A 19292-nucleotide genomic window follows, 5' to 3' on the forward strand; every position below is an offset into this window, starting at 1 on the left:
AAATCAAGACAATGAAAAAATACTTAAAAAATACTATAGGAATTTTTGCTTGCATCTTAATGGTTTCTTGTAACGATTATTTAGATGTGCAACCAGAAGATAAATATTTAGAAGAAGATGTTTTCACCTCAGAAAACGGAATACAAACTGCTTTAAACGGTATTTATTCTAATATGACAAGTAATAGTACGTATGGTAGTAATTTAACATTAAGTACTGTAGAACTTTTAGGACAACGTTATAGTGCTTCAGGAGATAGCTATAAATATTACTATTATGGAAATTACACGTATGAAAATACTACTGTTAAAAACACTTTTGATGCGATATGGACAAACCTTTATAGTAACATTCTAAGCATCAATAATTTTATTGGAAGTTTAGAAATATATAAAGATGTAATTTCTGAAGAAAAAGAAAATATTTTAAAAGGAGAAGCTTTGGGGTTAAGAGCTATGCATCATTTTGATTTATTAAGATTGTATGGTCCTATTTACAGTGTGAGTCCTTCTAATGACGCTATACCGTACAATACGGGTGTTGAAGCTAGTCTAAACCCAGTCCTGCCTGCAACAGAAGTTATCACTAAAATTTTGGCTGATTTAGTAATGGCTGAACAATTATTAGAAAACGACCCTGTAAGAGCGTATGGAAAAGTAAGCGTATATCAAGAAGAAGATGACGTTACTGGTTACAATGGAACAGATTTTTACAGATTTAGAAATCTAAGATTAAACTATTATGCTGTAAAAGCTTTACAAGCTAGGGTTAATTTATATGCAGGAAACAAAGAAGCTGCCTTAGCGGCATCAAAAGTGGTTATTGAAGAAGCTTCACAGTGGTTTGAATGGACGACTCCTTCGGAAGTAATTTCAGCTGGTGCAGACCCAGACCGTACGTTTTCTTCAGAAGTGCTATTTGCAATTCAGAATAATAATTTATACAACCTACAAGATGTTTTATTTGGTAGTTCTTTAAGTGATATTACTATTCTAGTTCCCTTAGAGAGTAGTTTGACCAATGTTTTTGAAGGAAATCAAAATGACTACCGCTATATTTCTACATGGATAATACCGCCTACTGGTGAAAAAGCCTACAGAACCTTTTATAAATATGCAGACGTAGAAAGCAGTGGTAAAGAGTTTCGCTATAGACAGCCTTTAATTAGAATAAGTGAAATGTATTATATAGCCGCAGAAACGGAAGCAGATCCAGCAATAGCTATAGATTACTTAAATACCGTGCGCTATAATAGAGGATTAGGAGACTTGGCTTCAACTGTAGATATCCAGAATGAAATTCAAAAGGAATATCAAAAAGAATTTTATGGAGAGGGGCAGTTATTCTTTTATTATAAAAGAAATAATGTGTTAAGTATTCCTAATGGCTCTGAAGCTACAGGAAATATAACGATGGGTACTAATAACTATGTGATTCCGTTCCCTGAGTCAGAAACAGATTATCGTTAACAATAAAATTTATTTTATGAAAAATTATATAAAAATAATAATGACATTATTTGTCATAGCTTTAGTTATGACAGCTTGTGAAGAAGAAAAAATTGCAATCTTTAACGGTAACGAAGTTGTATATTTTAGATGGGCAATAGACGGAAGAGGATCTGCTACGCAAAAAACCGATAGTATTGCTTATACTTTTGCTTATGAATTGCCATCAGAAGTAACGAGTTCTTTAATATCAGTTCCTTTAAAAGCCCAAGGATTTATGAGTGATACAGACCGATCTGTTACCGTAAAAGTAATGGATGAATCTACAGCTCAAAAAGGCATTCATTACACTATTGCAGAGGATATAATGATACCTGCAAATGCATATGTTGGTTACATACCTGTGACTTTTAATAGAACAGACGATATGAAAGACGAGGTGCTAACTTTAAAACTTCAATTGTTAGAAAATGAAAATTTTAAAGTAGATCTATATGGTGAAGAAGTAAGTTATAATTCTGATAGAGTTTTAAGCTATTCAGAATTTGAAATAACAGTTTCAGACATTTTAACTGAACCTGATATATGGTATCAACTAGAAAGATATATAGGTCCTTTTTCGGTAAAAAAATTCTATTTATTTGCAGAAGTAAACGAAATGCCTTTGCCAGATTATAGTGTTTCATTTGATTGGGCAACCTTTTGGGCTCAGGTCGATATATTTAGAGCGTATTTAGAAGCTCAAAGAAACGCAGGTACACCCGTTTTAGAAGAAGATGGAACAGAAATGGTCTTAGGATAGGACCTAATGCATAATTAATTTATTATTTAATTTAAATGAATATAAAATGTTTAAAAAAATAAAAATACAACTTGTTTTAGTGCTTTTTACCTGCGCTTTGATGTCTTCTTGTCTTGAAGATGTAGGAAACTATGAATATACAGAAATAAACGAAATAGAATTTGGAGGTATAGAAGAAACCTATACTGTGAATAGGTTTTATAATTTTAATATTACTCCTAAACTAGTGAGTTCTCTAGGAGAAGATAATGAGGACGCCTATACTTATAAATGGCAAGCCTACGGAGCTGATGGTTCTGGAGGAAATAAACTAACCACTTTATCACTTGAAAAAAATTTATTAACCCCTGCAAATCTGTTGCCTGGAGAACATACTATTTTTTATACAGTTCAAGATCTAAATACAGGAGTTGAATTTCAGCAAAGTTTTGTCGTGACAATAGTAAATACTATTTACGAAGGATGGTTAGTTTTAAGTGATATTAATGGAGAAGGTCGATTGGATATGGTTCCTTTATTTGAGGGTGAGTTTAAAGTTAGAACAGACATTCTTGATCTGCTTGATTCAGAATTAACATTAACGGGTACTCCAAAGTTTGTTTACACATATCCTTACGACTCTGATTTTTATGGAGTGTATGTGTCCACTACAGGAAATGGCACCAATAAATTAGAACCAGATACATTTGAGTGGAATAAATCTTATAATATCTCGGGAGAATTTGTTTCTAGTCAACCAGAAGATTTAGAAGTTGATAATATATTAGGAAAAGGAAGTAAAATGTCATATGCCGTTGTAGATGGAGATGTATACTATTATTTTGGTCTTTTTGGCTGGTTATATAGTGCTCCTATTAACTCTATAGATGGTGTTTTGTTTGAAGCTTCTACATTAATTGGAAAAGGAAATTTTTGGGGGAATTCAATATTATACGATAACACCAATAAGCGTTTTGTAAGAACAAATTTTGGGAATACAAGCGTAATGCCAACGGGTACACGATTTAATTATACCACGGGTAAAGATTTGGAATATATGGTAGGTAATGATTTTAATACAACTACTACCAATACTGCCGGCACTCAAATTTTTGCCATATTAAGAGACCCTGCTAATAGTAAAAAGTATTTGGCTTTATTTAATGCAACTACAAGTGCTCAAACTTATTATGCAGAAGTACTAGCTACAGATTTTGACCAAGCTACAAGTTATGCTGTGAGTCCAAACTATGGTTATTTATTTTATGCTGTTGGGGGTAAAGTATATCAGTATGATTATTCTTTAAAAACTACAAAATTAATGATAGATAAAGGTTCAGAAGAAATTACTTTAATAAAGTTTAATGATTTTTTTAATTCTACTACCGTTTATGATGAATTAGAACATCAATTAATTGTTTGTAGTTATGATGGTACTGAGGGTACTATGGAATTATATGATGTACCTCCTGTAAATGGTCAAATAGTATTACAAGCTACCTACTCTGGATTTGGTAAAATTAAAAGTATAGACTATAGAGAACGCTAGTAAATTTTAAAAAAGGTTGATGATATCCATCAACCTTTTTTATAAAACAGAACTGTATTCTGATTCTTTAAGCAATAAAATTAAAAACATATTTGTTAAGCTAAACACATATATTCTTTTCATAAATAAATATTCATCAATTTTTTTCGAATACAATTTTATAACATACATAAGATAATTTACAATAAAACAAACACATGAATAAAGTACTATTTATTTTGGTGATGGCTTTTAGCCTTACATCCTACGCACAAAAAAAATCTTTAGATTATGTTTTACTATCAGGTAAAATAGACAATCTTAAAAATAAAGAAATAACCTTAGTAAAAACAAATCGCACTTATAAGAAAATATTATCGGTTAATTCAGATGGTACTTTTAAAGATTCAATGAAAATTAAATCAGGTTTTTATAGATTAATTACTGATGAAAATAAAATAAATCTTTATTTAGAGAATGGATATGATATTGAAGTTATAGCTAACGCAAATAATTTTAAATCTTCTTTTAAGATTTCTGGAGAAGGTGCAGGAGCCACAATTTATTTAGGAGTTAAGGGTAAGATATCTGGAAAGTTAAGAGCTGGAGTAACCTCTTTTTACGAGTTAGAAGAGGATGAATTTATGAATACTACAAAAAAAATTAAAACAACGCTTAGTTATGTGTTAGATACAATGCAAGGAATTTCAGAAAATTACAAAGCCTTGGAAAATAGAAATCTTAATCACTCTTATTTATATCAATTAAGTCGTTATAAAAATTTTAATAAAAATACTGATGAAGTTTCACAAGAACTAGATCAAGAACTAAAGAAAATTGATTTAAGTAATGAAGAAGATTATTCTTTTTCAAGTTCTTATTATACACTAATCACTAAATATTACAAAGATCAAATTAAAGAATTAGTTAAAAAAGATTCTTTAGATTTAGGATTGGCTTCTATGAAAACATATGCTGAAATATCAAATCAAAAAATTAAAAATGAGTTGATTTATATAGCAGCTCGTATGGGTATTTCACATACAAAAAGGTTAGATGCATTTTATGAAACATACATGAGTGCTTCAACTAACAAGAAAAATAATGCTAAAATTACTGAAATGTATCAAAGCATTAAAAGAGTTTCTGAATACAAATTTTCACCAAAGTTTAATGGTTATGAAAATTATGCTGGAGGAACTAATTCTTTAGATGATTTTAAAGGTAAATATGTTTATATAGATATTTGGGCAAGTTGGTGTGGACCTTGTTTAGGGCAAATACCAGATTTAAAAAGGATAGAAAAAGAATATCATGAAAAAAACATAGAATTTATTAGTATTTCTATAGATCAAAAAAAGGATTATGACAAGTGGAGAACTATGATTAAAGAGAAGCAGCTTGGAGGTGTTCAGTTGTTAGCTGACAATAGTATTAACTCTCAATTTATGAGAGATTATGCCATTGTTGGTATTCCAAGATTCATTTTATTAGATCCCGAAGGAAAAGTTATAGATGCAAATGCACCAAGACCTACAGATGAGAAGTTAATCCAATTATTTAATAAACTTGGTATATAACAACTGTTAAAAAACATAAATAAATGAGAGTTAGTTATTTAAAAAGTACCTTGATTGCACTAATCTTGGTTAGTTGTGGAGCTATTAATAGTAAACATGATGATTACAAGACTGATAATGTTGAGGTAGAAATAAATAAAGCTGAAAACAGTTCTGTTTTTATTAATAATGCAATTGAAAAAGCAAAACAGCTATTAAGCAACAATGAATATACTCCCTTTGAAGTTATACAAAAACAAAAGTTAAGTAAAACAGAAGAGAGATCAGAAGTATTAGTACATACAAGTAGTAATCCTACACTAAAATCTGGAAACGAAATATATAATTATTTAAAAGAACGTACTCTGTATATAGCAGATTCTTATTTATGTGATAGATGTCCTAATATGCATTTAACTTATGCTTCTGGGTTTGTTATACATGAAGATGGTATCATCGTTACAAATTATCATGTAATTAACGCTAAAGGTAATTTAAAATCGTCAGCTATTTTTGCAGTTAATCATGATGGTAAGGTGTATTCTGTTTCTAAAGTTTTGTCTGCTAGTAAACCAAATGATATTGCCATTTTACAATTAGATATGAGAGGTGATAAACTTAAATATTTAGAGTTAGCTAAAGAAGAACTAGTAGGTGAAGATGTATTTGTGATGGGGCATCCTTTTAACAAAACTTTTTCTATGTCTAAAGGAATAGTATCAAGAAAATATATTAAAAATAGCAATAATATGCTAAAAATGTCAGTAACAGCAGATTTTGGTATAGGGTCTAGTGGAGGTCCTGTTGTTAATAGTTATGGAGATTTAGTAGGTGTTGTAAGTGCTACATCTTCTCATTATACAAATGGTTCCAAAAGAAATGGAGACTTACAAATGGTAGTAAAAGAGGTGGTGCCAGTAAGCGTATTATATAACTACGTAAATAAAAATTAAAAGATAGAGTTTAGAAAACTTTAAGATTAACATAACAAAAGAGATTAAGAAAACTAAAAAGGGTTGTAGATAAATAACAACCCTTTAATAAATAGAAAATTCAAAAAATATGAAAAAGCTTATATTATTACTTGCATTATTCGTTTTTACTATTGGTAATGCTCAAATTTTTGAACCAGTAAAATGGTCTACCTCAGTTACAAAAATATCAGATAAAGAATATGAGTTAGAAGCCATAGCTAACATAGAAGAAAATTGGCATTTATATTCGCAAACTGTACCTAAAAACGGTCCTATTGCTACAATATTTTCATACCAGAGTAGCCCAAGCTTCTTAAAAAAAGGTAATACTAAGGAAGAAGTTGGGCATACTATTAACGATCCCGTTTTTAACATGGAAATTAAGTTTTTTGAAACAAAAGCTTCTTTTAAACAACGCATTTTAATAAAAGAGAAAGTACCATTTAAGGTAAATGCCACTGTAGAATTTATGGTGTGTGATGATAGTAGATGTTTACCTCCAACAGAAGTAGATTTAGTTTTTAATATTCAATAGCTCAAAGGATCTTCCGTAAATGAAAAAAATCATCCTTCTAGTCACTTTACTAGTCTTTACCATAGGAAATTCTCAAATTTTAGATCCTGTAAAATGGACAACTTCGGTAGAGAAATTATCAGATACCGAGTATGTTTTAATATCTAAAGCAGCCATAGAAACAGAATGGCATTTATATTCGCAAACCGTTCCAGAAGGCGGTCCCATACCCACCACATTTATTTATGATGACAGTGAAGGGAATTTTAAAACTTTAGGAAATACCTTAGAAGATGAAGGCCATGTAGTAGACGATTCTGTTTTTGAAATGAAAATTAAATTTTTTGAAAATACGGCTACTTTTAAACAAAAAATAACTGTTGAAAAAGAACTAACAATTATAAATGGTTTTGTTGAGTTTATGGTGTGTGATGATACTCGTTGTTTGCCACCTAAAGAAGTTGAATTGACATTTCAATATTTAGATAAATCAAAAACATCTATACAAAATGTTACAACACAAACATTAGATTTTAATCCTACTAAAGAATCAGAACAAGGACTTTTGGGTATATTCTTTATTGCTTTCTTGTCGGGATTTGCAGCCTTGCTAACACCGTGTGTGTTTCCTATGATTCCTATGACGGTGAGTTTCTTTACCAAACAAAGCAAAACAAAAGCAGCAGGAATAAAGAACGCAATTATTTATGGTATTTGTATTATTGCCATTTACTTGCTATTAGGTATTGCTGTAACAGGTATTTTTGGTGCAGATGCTCTAAACGCATTAGCTACCAATGTATGGTTTAATATTATTTTCTTTTTATTACTTGTTGTTTTTGCATTATCATTTTTAGGAGCCTTTGAAATTATGTTACCCAATTCATGGGCTAACAAAGTAGATTCTCAAGCTGATCGTGGAGGACTTATTGGTATCTTTTTTATGGCATTAGCACTTGCTATTGTGTCGTTTTCGTGTACTGGTCCCATTGTTGGAACTTTACTTGTAGAAGCTGCTTCAAAAGGTGGTTTAGCCCCAGTTATAGGTATGTTTGGTTTTTCATTAGCCATTGCCTTACCTTTTGCTTTGTTTGCAGCCTTTCCTGGTTGGCTAAACTCGTTACCAAAATCTGGTGGTTGGCTAAACACAGTAAAAGTTGTTTTAGGGTTTTTAGAATTGGCTTTAGCATTTAAATTCTTATCACAAGCTGATTTAGTACTTCAAGCTCATATATTAGAACGAGAAGTATTTCTAGCTATTTGGATTGCTGTTTTTGGAGTTTTAGCGTTTTATCTTTTCGGAAAAATTCAACTGCCTCATGATTCACCATTAACCCATATATCTGTGGGTAGATTGAGCTTAGGTTTAGTAGTATTGTCATTTACTATTTACATGATTCCAGGGCTTTGGGGAGCACCATTAAATTTAATAAGTGCTTTTCCACCTCCATTAGAATATAGTGAATCTCCTTATGGTGTAGGGTACTCAAAAACGGGAACAGCTTCGGTTTTAAACGCTCATGAAGGGTTGCCAGATGGAGCACATTTATTAGCACCTCACGATATTTTAGCTTTCAATGATTATGATAAAGGCTTAGCATATGCTAAAAAAGTTGGTAAACCCGTAATGATTGATTTTACAGGTTGGGCATGTGTTAATTGCCGAAAAATGGAACAAAATGTATGGCCTAAACCAGAAATTTTAAATATTCTTAAGAATGAAGTGGTTCTAATATCTTTGTATGTAGATGATAAACGTCCGTTAGAAGTTCATGAAGTAACTGAATCTCAATTAAAACCAGGAAAACAGTTAAAGTATATTGGTCAAAAGTGGAGTGAAATGCAAACCATTAAATACAAAGCCAATTCGCAACCATTTTATGTGTTAATAGATCACAATGAAGAAAACTTACAAAGTCCTATAGGGTATACTCCAGATGTAGATGAATATAATACTTGGCTAGAAAAAGGTATATCGAATTTTAAAAAATAACTTAATCTTTTGGCTTTGTTTAGCCGATTTTTAATTGAAAATCATAAATAATGAGTTCGACATCAGAATACTTAAAAAGTATTTTTAGTACCAAACCTCAAAAAACATTAAACCTAGAGGATTATTTTAAGCAATTCCGAGAAGGAATTATAGGTGTAAATCAAGAATTTGAATCGCCTTATTTATGGTAAAAAAAAATAATTTATGCAGATTGGACAGCTAGTGGTAGATTATACAGACATATTGAAGATAAACTTCTAAAAGAGATAGGACCTTTTGTAGCCAATACACATACAGAAACTTCGGTTACTAGTGCCACTATGACCTTGGCATATCATAAAGCTAGAAACATTATTAAGACACATGTAAATACATCGAAAAGTGATGTTTTAATTACTGTAAGATCAGGTATAACAGGTACTATAAATAAATTTCAACGTTTATTCGAAATTAAACTTAACGAGAACCTAAAAGGATATACACAAATACCGGATGATTTACGTCCTATTATTTTTATATCTCATGGAACATCATTCCAATCAAACCTCTTGGTTGGAAACCATTGCTAAAGTGGAAGTAATACCCTCAAATAAAGAAGGTTTCCCATGTAATACATTTACAAGAACTTTTATAAATATGCAGAGATATCTATAAAAATAGTAGATATAACAAGGTGCTCCAATATAACAGGCATACAACCAACTATCATCAAGTAGCACGAATGATGCATCAAAAATAATGGTTTGTGTTTTGATGATGTTGCATGTTCAGCGCCGTATATTCAAATTAATATGTATTCAGAAAATGAAGATGACTATTTAGATGCCATAAGAATTGTACTTTCTATCATATTAAAGGAGCAAATGGGAATTGAAAACATATTAGACAGAGAGTACGAATTAAATAGTATTGTATTTAAAAGACTATCTAAAGTAGATAATTTAATAGTAAAATTATTGAATGACCGTTTTGGTATTCAAAAAAGAAGTGGTTGTTCTTGCGCAGGTACTTATGGACATTATTTGTTACATGTAGATCAATTAACATCAAAAGCTATAGAAAAAAAATATTGGAAGGTTGCATGTTAGAACGTCCAGATTGGGTTAGAATGTCTATCCAGCCTACCATGACAAATAATGAAATTGAGTTTATTTGTGATGCAATAAAGGATATCTCAAAAAATGTTAATCATTGGAAAAATGATTATAACTACGCCCCTTTTAAAAATGAATTTATACAACAGCTCGTCAACTATTAAATATAATCAACCCTGTCTTACTATTAAACCTTAATCGTGTTTATATGATAAATAGATGTCATATGTAAGTATAAATAACAAACTATTCACAAAAGAGATAAATATTATACTAACAATATAGAAATATTTCATTTAAACCTGAGAACACATCTATAAAGCTTGAGCAGAAAAAACATTTGTTGTGTAAAAAGTATTACAACAGTTAAGGCTACTTAAAATTTATTTTTAACCTATTAAATATGCAGTCCCCTCCAAGTGTAACAACAACCTAAAATACTAATATATTACGTCTTATAATATATTGATTAGTTCTTCCACCCCGACTTAATAATAAAATTAAATCCATAAAAATCATATGATTTTTATGGATTTTTTCTTTTAGACTATTTTAAGAATTGAATTGAAATCTTTCAATTCTTAGATATTTAACTTTTCATTATATTTAGCACCTTAAATGCAAGTATATTATCAGTATTACCTATAATTACTACCTTGTTACTCGCCAGAGAATCTTGGTTGTAAATTCTTGTTTCTAAAGAATTTTATGTATCCTTATCTACTTTTTTTAAATTAGAAACTTTATTTTTATTACAACTAATAAAAAAAGTGATTATAATTGTTCGTAATAGTATTTTTAAAAGACTCTTCATAAAACTTATTTTTATTATAATATTTAGTCTTTTCTATATTAGAAAAATTATTTAAAAAAATCTTCAAAATTATCTTTAGAAGGTTTTGGTGCATTATTATCCAATATCATATTGTTTTCGTCCAGTATCACATACCTAGGTATAGCTATACCAAAACTACTCTTTAAATTTAAAAACTTAATTAAGTTTGACTTTTTGGTTTCAAGAATTTTATATTGTTTACTATCTTGTAAAAACGGATTCAAATCAAGACTTTTATCTATCCATTTTTGTGTATCCTTATCAATAGAAAAATATAAAAAATCAACATTATATTCAGAAGCAATCCGTTGTCTTTTATCTTTAGACAAAATAATTTCTTCAACACAAGGTATACACCAACTAGCCCAAAAGTCAATTACTTTCATATTCTTTTTTTGTAAAGTAGCACCAAAACTTACCGTATCTTTTGATAAGTTTAAGACAAACTCCTTAAGGTTTTTTGGCAATGTTTTATTGATGGTATTTAACTCTGTTTCTATATCTTCCATTACTCTAATAATATTAGGGTCACTCACGGTTTCTTTATAGTTTTTAATAGTTTCTTTTAAGAACTGATGAGTTTTTTGATCTTTACCAAATCCATTATCAAAATAAGTTTTAATTAATCTTGCAGTAACAATATTGACTATAATTGGATTAAAGTTTTCTTTTAGAAACGTCAACTCTTCTTTAAGTGCAGCAGTACTATAAGGCAAATTTCTAATTTTTACAAAATATTGTCGTAATAATGCAACTAAACTCACTTGAAAATTTAGGCTCTTTACATATTCTGGTTTATTAACTTCTTGTATACTAATATCATTTAAGTAACTTTTAATATCGAAAAATTCACCCTCTCCATTATCTCCTCTTTCATAAATATCCATTAAATCTTCCTGCGTATTAACTGTCCATAAAGATTGTATTTCTGACCTCGGTTTAATAAGGTTTACTATATACTCAAACCGTAAATCCTCTTTTACTATCTTTTTAAAATTATCAGATACTGTTGGATGTTGTTTTATATAGTTTTTAAAAAAAGTTAATCTTTGATTATACAATGAATCACATTGTTGTTTATATCTATTAAAATTAGGATTGTATTTATTTAAATAAAGTTTAGTCCAAGCATCTAAATCTTTATCCATTTCTAGATAAAAATTATAATGTGCTTCATTTTTTCCAAAAAATTCTAATTTTCCTTGTTTTAATTTGTAATTTACACTATCCCCTGGGGTAGCAATTATCGCTGTTCTGTAGAACGTATTTTCACCAAAGGAATTAATTCTTAAAAGTTTGGCACTATTTATATTATGTAATGTTCTTGTTAATTTACTATTTAATGTTTCTTTTTTCAAATTTTCAAACTTACCTACATAAAATAGGGAATCATCATGAAAACTAATTTTGTCATCAAAACCTTTTTCATCACTTGTACCTGTAATAAAAACAGTTGGGTTTTCTGGTTTCCTTCTTAAATCAGAATTTTCTTTTTTGTTCGTTTCTGATTTACAAGCTAAAAAACATACAAAAAATAAATAGTAGAGTTTTCTCATTTTTAAAAAAGTAATATTATCTAATCCATTAGCAAACTGAATTACAAAAACCTATAGCACAATTATTTAGACATCAAAAACCACTCCAAACCACATTATAAGTAAACTTTTATTTAAAAAAATTGTTATACTATAATTATCGTTATCTAACTCTTATAAAATTTAAATTATTTTTTAAAATACTATTTCTATTTTTTTTTGAAAATTTATTAATTATAAAAATTTAAATTAACAAAAAAATCAGGATTGAAATTCAACCCTGATTTAAAAAAACACTTACAAACAAATAATATTATTTACTAATTTTCTTTTCTTAACTTATTTACTTTTATACCCGCGTTATTGGCAATATGTCTTTTATAATCTTCTGTATACAAAGTTGCAATTGTACTATACTCTTCTGCTAATTTATTATAATCTGCCCAAGCTTTATCATAAGCCTTAATCCATTTTTTAACACCTTTTGCATCATCATGATCGTCTGCATACTTCATATACACCAAACTTCTGTAAATTTGGAATAATCCTAGACCATATTCCGATGAACCTATAGCGTGATTTTTAGTTTCATCATTTTTCCAATCAATAGATTTAGCCAACTTTACTATTTGTTTCCATTTCTTAATAGATTCATCTTTTTGAGCTAAATTTCTTTTTTGCTCTAATTCCCCTTTTACAACCATTGGCCACGCAATACCTTGATCTCTTGTCCACCAAGGGTTCATATCTCTATATGTTGAGTTTCTTCCTCTAACTACAGCTTCCGCAGAAAGTAAACATAACTTTCTAAATTTAGCAACATCATCAGCTTTTAAATGTAAACGTTCGGTTGCGTATCTGTTAAAAATAAATTCTTCGGTTTTATCTGTATTTTGTCCCCATTGCGCCATAACCCAAGAGTTTAAATCACACCATAATTCGTCTTTTATATACGGACCTTCCCATCCACCACCACGAGACCATGTCCAAACACCAGCATACAATTCTGGTTTTGTATCTACAAACTCTTGAATACTATTAATACGTTCTTCTCGCATGCTAACATGCTCTTCAAAACCATTAATTACACCATTTGCAATATAGTTTGGATACGCACCTTTACCTTCGTATTCTCTTGCTGATTGCACCTCAATTATTTGACGATGACGTCCTTGTCCGATTACTTTACTAAATTCATTAGATCTATGAAAATCACCTTCTACATGCTTTATACTGATGATCAATTTTTTATGAGGCTCTATCTCATCACTGACAGCCATATAATCATCCATTTCTCTATCAAAAGCGCCCCAAGTTCTAAAAATAAGTTGTTTATCTCTTTTTATGCAAATCTCTTCTTTTAAAATTTTAATTAACGGAACGATCGTTTTCTCTGGGTCTGTTTTATCGTCAATTGCACCTTTATGGTACGGCGCATCATGTAAATACGTTTCACCAATACGAACTACCAAACCGTCAAGATCAGGAAACTGATCAAACATTTCATTAATTTGAGCTCTAATTAATTTTTCTGTCAATGGATTATTAGGATCTCCAAAAGTTTCTTGCATAGCATACTTTTCAATCAATCTTTTGGGAAATAAAACAAGATCTGACATTGCATAAATAGCCATCCCTTGTGCTTTAGATGCTTCGTGCATCTTTTTAATTTGGTTTGCTTTTTCATCTACCCATTTACGATCATCTGATCCTTTAGGCAAAATATCTTTATCTACAGATTCCCAATTAATTGCTAAGGCTGGAGATTCAAAAAGAAAATACACCTTCCCGTTATATCCCATTTCTTTTATGGTAGCAGGGTTATTATATTTCGTTTTATATGGCGCTTCACCAGGGTTATGGTGTACCATATCTAAAATTAAAGGATTTTCTTTAGTATTTTGAGCACTTACTTGTGTTCCTAAAAAACTTAAAAGAACAATAATTGATAAAATTATACTTTTTTTAAAACTTAAATTACTCATGTTTTATTATTTTAATTTTTCTTAAAATTGACTTTAAATTCTTTTTCTCTATAATCTCTAACAGCAATTAATGTAACCTGTTCTCCTTTATGTTTTCTCATAAATTTCTGTAGTGTTTTGATGTCTTTTATGATATTTCCATTAATCTTTTGAATAACCCAATCTCTATCTAAACTAGCATCTAACCACATCTTCCCTTTTTCTGAATCTATTTCTTTTATATAACATCCATAATTATAACCTCCTGTAGCATCTATTAGATCTGGATCATCAGCTATGTTAATCATCACAGCACCTTCAATTTCTAATTCTAGTGCTTTTTTACTTGATGATAGTTTTCCTGCTACTTTATACTCTCCTTTTAATAAGGTATCATACCAACTAGGATAAACAACTTTGTTTACTTTATTAAATTTAACTTCATTTGTAAATCCTAAAGAAATACCATTTGGATTTATTGTTATTGCTTTTATAATACTTGATTTTTTTATCTGAATAGGATGCTCATAAACCATAGAGTTCTGATTTGGTTCCGTACCATCCAACGTATAGTATATTTTAGCTTTTTTAGTTGCTCTAGCATCTTTTTTTAATGTAACATTTATTTCATCTGAAAAATCTCCTCCAAAAGGTATAATTCGGGTCATTTCGTGTCCAAAACTATCCATCGGAAAATTCTTAAAACCTAATTTTAAAGCGGGAGAATTTTCTTTTACTTGATAATTAGCTTCTCCGACATTTACAAACATAGGATCTGCCGAAACAGCATGTTCATCATAGCCTTTATTTTGCCAACCTTTAAGACCAACACCTTTTATCACTTCAGAATTACTTGGATAATTAATATTCCAATATAAATTATAATCATAATGTTTACTCCACTTCGTTTCGGTTGGTAATGCAACATCTCTAAGGAAAATCTTTGTAGGTTCTTTTTTACCGGGTAGCGCACCAGAGATTACAAAAATATTATTATAAATTTCATCTTCAGAATCTTTTGGCCAAACATGAAATCCTAATGGAACTGCACTTATTGTTATATTATTAAAAACTTTACGAGACATTCCATCTCTTAATTTAATAGTTGATCCTAAACTAAGATTATTATAGATTTCATAATAACTAGAGCCATCATCTAAATCTATTGTCCAGTTTCCTGCACTAATAGATTTACGGTAGTTAGCTATACGATTATTTCTAACAATAACATTATCTATCGCATCAAGCTTGGTTAGTTTTTTTATAAAATGTTCATCACTACCTCTAGAACCTCTCCATTGCCTTTCTCGTCCCCAAGAATTAAAAGGCCCATGTTCTCCTGTTTCTCTAACCGTTTCCCAGATATCATTAAACTCTATTACATGGCCTCCCCAAGTACCATCATTGATACAAATACCTGCTCTTGGACAATTATAAATTGTATTGTGAGCTACTTTAATTTTATGACTCATAGAAATATAAACACCAGCAACTTGCTTTCCATAATCACCAAAATCGTGCATTATATTATTTTCTACAATACAGTTTTTAGGATAATCTAATGATTTTGGTCCAGGTTCCAAATCCATGTTTTTACGCATATCATCCCAATTTTTTCCATCAATATCTCTATCATCCCAAGTTTGATAAAAACGCACAGCCGAAGGTAGACCTACAAAAGCAACAGCACTTTCTCCAACATGTACAAAACGACTATTACTTACAATATTATTACGGTTATAGCCACTTAAAAACACCCCATTACCTCCTAAATATTCAAAATTATTATTAATAATGGTACAGTTTTCTGTTCCTTGCAAAAAAATTGCTCCACCACGATGTATAGCCCAATCTCCACGTGCTAAAGGTTCATACAACTCCATAAATGTTGATTTTGAATGAGAGAATTCTAATCCATTTATTGTAATATGCCTTACAGGCTTTTCTGCATCTCCTTTTATTTGAATTAAATCTTTTAAAACAGGAACTTCAAACGTTGCATTATGTACATCAATTCCTTCTTCTGGATAGTAATACAACATGTTTTTTTCAACATCTAAAAACCACTCTCCAGGTGTATCTAACTCTTCAAAAATATTGTCTATAAAAAACAATGATAAATTTTTCCCTTTTCCTCCTATTCCTAAAGAACGCTGTAATTGCCAACCTCCTTCGCCCAAAAGGATTTTCTGTTCTTCAATATTAATCCCAGAAATACGGTATTGCATGTTTCCCCAATTATGACTTTGAAATGCATGTACAATTCCTGTGCTTGGATTTTGCCATTTCTTATCTGGAAAGTCTTCTTTTTTTAATGTAAACCAAGTATCATATCTTTTATCGGTACCATCTAATACTTCTAAATAACCTTTTCCTCCTCTTAAAGGATTTTCATAATCGTAATTTGGATATCTAGAGCGTATTTTACGATTTCCGTTTACGAAAAGCTGATCAAAATCAATATTTTTTGGAACTTTTGTAGCATAAATACCTTTATCAAACAAATTCCATTTAAGATTGTTTAATGTTTTAGACCCTTTAAGTTTTACTATAGCTCCTGGTAAACTAGAAATAATGATAGGATTTTCTGCTGTTCCTGAAACTTCGGAATTAAATAGAATCGCTTCTTTTAAATGATAAACACCTTCATAAAACCATATTGTAACTGGCTCTCTACCTGCTATTTTTTTTAATTCTTCATTTGCTCTATTAAAACTAGCAAATGGTCTCAATTTTGTTCCTGAATTGGTATCACTACCATTAGGCGAAATAAAAAACTCCTTCATTGCCATTGTTTTTACAGAGCAAAAAAGAAAGTAAATAAAAAATAAACAATAAATTTTTTTCATGTTTTTTTAATTAAATATTTCTATAAAATTCTTACCTGACTCTAAGTAAATAACTCCTGCTTCATTAGCTTTTATTTCATGATTTACTTTTATACTTGAAGTCTTATTCACTTTAAATTCAGCTTTCATATTTGCGGGTATTTCAATGATATACTTTTTAATTTTATCCTCTTGCAAAATATATTCACCTTTAATTTGTCCTCTTAACGTAGGAACCATAATAGAACACGTCTTTAAACTCCCTAATTGAGGATTTATATTAACTACACTGTATCCAGGTGTTTTAGGAGTAATACCCCACATACCTCTTGGGATAATATTTGCTGGCACTGCCCCCCAAGCATGATTCCAATCTAAATTGTTTTTAAATTTATATCCCCAAGCTTCCATAGTAATGGTTGCTCCTTCTCTAATCATATTGTACCAACTTCTTTCTGCTTTACTAGTTATTAACTCTAAAGCATATTCTGCTTCTCCTGCATTGTACAAAGCATCCATTAAATATTGAGCTCCGTAAACACTACAAGCCATACCACGAGACTTCATAAAATCAACTACAGATTTTACATTTTGCTCAGGTACTAATCCAAAAGCTAAGGGCAACATATTTGCATGTAAAGAAGCATGTATTGTACCTATACCATCTACATAAACTCCTCTTTTCTCATCAAAAAATTCTTTCTGAATTGCTTTTTTAGATTTTTCTGTTCTTAATTTAAAATCTTTAGCGTCATTCTTTTTATTAAGAATAGTAGCAAATTCAGTCATAATTTTCATGTTCTGATAATAAAAAGCATTTACTACCGTATTGTATTTTTTAAATACATAACCATCACGTTCTCCTAAATTATTAAGATCGCCTCCCCAACCTGCAGAAGGCCAATCTACAATATCTGTTAATGGCTTTTTATAACCTTCTTTAAAACCTAACTTTAACATCAGCTCATGAGTAATATTTTCTGAAGTAATTAAACCATCTTCATTAGATAATTCATACAAAGTTTTGTGCTTTAACTCCTGGTAATATTTCTCTATCAATTCTGTATTACCAGTGTACATATAATCTGCATAAAACATTAACGCTACATGTAATTGCCATTCTGTTGGCCATGTAGGTTGCTCCATAAAATACTCTATGGTTTGTCTTGCCATAGCATATTCTCTATCGGTTGTATAATGGCTTAATTGATTTAGAAAAGCATCTGCTTCATAAGGAATTCGCTCTCTGTCTCCATCTACATATAAACCCGAAAAGGTTGTGGCCTTTATAGAGTATTTACATAAATCCCATATTTTATTTAAAAGAGAATTAGAGCTTGTAAAAGAACTACTTTTATCATTCCAAAAACCAAAATGTGCTATTTGATAAATTTCTTTGGCTAATAAATTTTCTTTTACATTTTCTATTTCTGCATATCTAAAAGGCATTATCACAGGCAAAGAGTCTGGCAATTTAACCGCCATAGGTTTTGTATTTCTTTTGTCTGGTTTTATAGAAATAGAATAACTTAATTGTGTTGGATTTACAGGGACTTTTATTTTTTGATAACGAATAGTTCCTTTAGGTTTTCTATTAATTTTACCCTCTATAAGCTGTTCTCCTATATGTACTATTAAAGTATCTTTTATTTTTGTTTTGTAGTTAAACTCTAGAGTAGCAAAAGCGTCTTTTCCAAAATCTAAGAAATAAGAGTCTTTACTTAATTTTTTAAATTCAACAGGATTTAACTTTTCAATCTGAAATTTATTTGCACTTGTAATAAAATTCTTTTGAGTTCCTATTTTAAAACTTTGATATGCTGAATATTTAGCTTCTTTATTCTTTTCATCCCAAATTTTCACTTTCCAAAAATAAGTATTACCTACTTTAAGCGCTGTGCCTTTAAACTCTATATCTATAGATTGATTACTGACCACTTTGCCAGAATCCCAAACATCTCCTTGATCTTGCTCTAGAAATTCTTGAGTTGATGCAACTAAAATTTGATATGCAGATTGTGCCGTTATCGTATTTGGTAATTCCCATGCAAATTCAGGTTTTTGATCTATAATTAATACCTCCTGAGGTTCCCGTATATATTCTACAGATAATCCTAAAGGCGATTGTTCTGTATTGCTTTTAGTTAAAGTATTAGCTTTACAAGCTATTAATAAAAACATGCTTGTTATAAATACGACAATCATTACATTATAAAATCTAAACTGTGATAGTTTCAAC

General features: G+C 29.9%; 13 protein-coding genes. 9 read left to right on the top strand and 4 right to left on the bottom strand.

Annotation, left to right across the window (positions count from 1 at the left end; translation table 11 throughout):
- The first annotated feature begins 11 nt into the window (after positions 1-11).
- From ACJJVY_RS04980 to ACJJVY_RS05020, 9 genes are all read left to right on the top strand, one after another.
- Positions 12-1469, top strand: a complete 1458-nt coding sequence (locus ACJJVY_RS04980) for a RagB/SusD family nutrient uptake outer membrane protein (RefSeq protein ID WP_405605790.1) — start codon at positions 12-14, stop codon at positions 1467-1469.
- A gap of 16 nt (positions 1470-1485) precedes the next feature.
- Positions 1486-2250: a DUF4843 domain-containing protein gene (locus ACJJVY_RS04985; protein ID WP_405605792.1), complete on the top strand. Its 765-nt coding sequence runs from the start codon at positions 1486-1488 to the stop codon at positions 2248-2250.
- Between the two features lie 46 nt (positions 2251-2296).
- On the top strand, positions 2297-3778 hold the full coding sequence (locus tag ACJJVY_RS04990) for a PKD-like family lipoprotein (protein WP_405605794.1): 1482 nt from the start codon (positions 2297-2299) through the stop codon (positions 3776-3778).
- Positions 3779-3975: 197 nt separating this feature from the next.
- A complete protein-coding gene (locus tag ACJJVY_RS04995) occupies positions 3976-5337 on the top strand; it encodes a TlpA family protein disulfide reductase (RefSeq protein ID WP_405605796.1) in 1362 nt (453 codons plus the stop codon).
- 23 nt (positions 5338-5360) lie between these two features.
- Complete coding sequence (locus ACJJVY_RS05000; RefSeq protein WP_405605798.1) at positions 5361-6269, top strand: serine protease; 909 nt, start codon at positions 5361-5363, stop codon at positions 6267-6269.
- Positions 6270-6378: 109 nt separating this feature from the next.
- Entirely contained in the window at positions 6379-6825 is a 447-nt protein-coding gene (locus ACJJVY_RS05005) for a protein-disulfide reductase DsbD domain-containing protein (protein ID WP_405605800.1), read from the top strand.
- Positions 6826-6844: 19 nt separating this feature from the next.
- Positions 6845-8797: a protein-disulfide reductase DsbD family protein gene (locus tag ACJJVY_RS05010; protein ID WP_405605802.1), complete on the top strand. Its 1953-nt coding sequence runs from the start codon at positions 6845-6847 to the stop codon at positions 8795-8797.
- A 50-nt stretch (positions 8798-8847) separates the two neighbouring features.
- Entirely contained in the window at positions 8848-8988 is a 141-nt protein-coding gene (locus tag ACJJVY_RS05015; protein ID WP_405605804.1) for a hypothetical protein, read from the top strand.
- Positions 8989-9588: 600 nt separating this feature from the next.
- The gene (locus ACJJVY_RS05020; RefSeq protein ID WP_405605806.1) at positions 9589-9885 is read left to right on the top strand and encodes a hypothetical protein; all 297 of its coding nucleotides are present in this window, start codon (positions 9589-9591) and stop codon (positions 9883-9885) included.
- A gap of 867 nt (positions 9886-10752) precedes the next feature.
- On the opposite strand, the gene ACJJVY_RS05025 is transcribed toward ACJJVY_RS05020, so the two are convergent.
- The 4 genes from ACJJVY_RS05025 to ACJJVY_RS05040 form a co-directional block, all read right to left on the bottom strand.
- On the bottom strand, positions 10753-12282 hold the full coding sequence (locus ACJJVY_RS05025; RefSeq protein ID WP_405605808.1) for a TlpA family protein disulfide reductase: 1530 nt from the start codon (positions 12280-12282) through the stop codon (positions 10753-10755).
- Positions 12283-12581: 299 nt separating this feature from the next.
- On the bottom strand, positions 12582-14246 hold the full coding sequence (locus ACJJVY_RS05030; RefSeq protein WP_405605810.1) for a hypothetical protein: 1665 nt from the start codon (positions 14244-14246) through the stop codon (positions 12582-12584).
- A gap of 11 nt (positions 14247-14257) precedes the next feature.
- Positions 14258-17011 carry an FN3 associated domain-containing protein gene (locus ACJJVY_RS05035; RefSeq protein WP_405605812.1) on the bottom strand — a complete coding sequence of 918 codons (2754 nt, stop codon included), beginning with the start codon at positions 17009-17011 and terminating at the stop codon, positions 14258-14260.
- Between the two features lie 69 nt (positions 17012-17080).
- The gene (locus tag ACJJVY_RS05040; protein WP_405605814.1) at positions 17081-19234 is read right to left on the bottom strand and encodes an alpha-L-rhamnosidase C-terminal domain-containing protein; all 2154 of its coding nucleotides are present in this window, start codon (positions 19232-19234) and stop codon (positions 17081-17083) included.
- Positions 19235-19292: the final 58 nt, after the last annotated feature.

The organism is Polaribacter sp. Asnod1-A03, assembly GCF_045063585.1.
Taxonomy (GTDB): Bacteria; Bacteroidota; Bacteroidia; order Flavobacteriales; family Flavobacteriaceae; genus Polaribacter.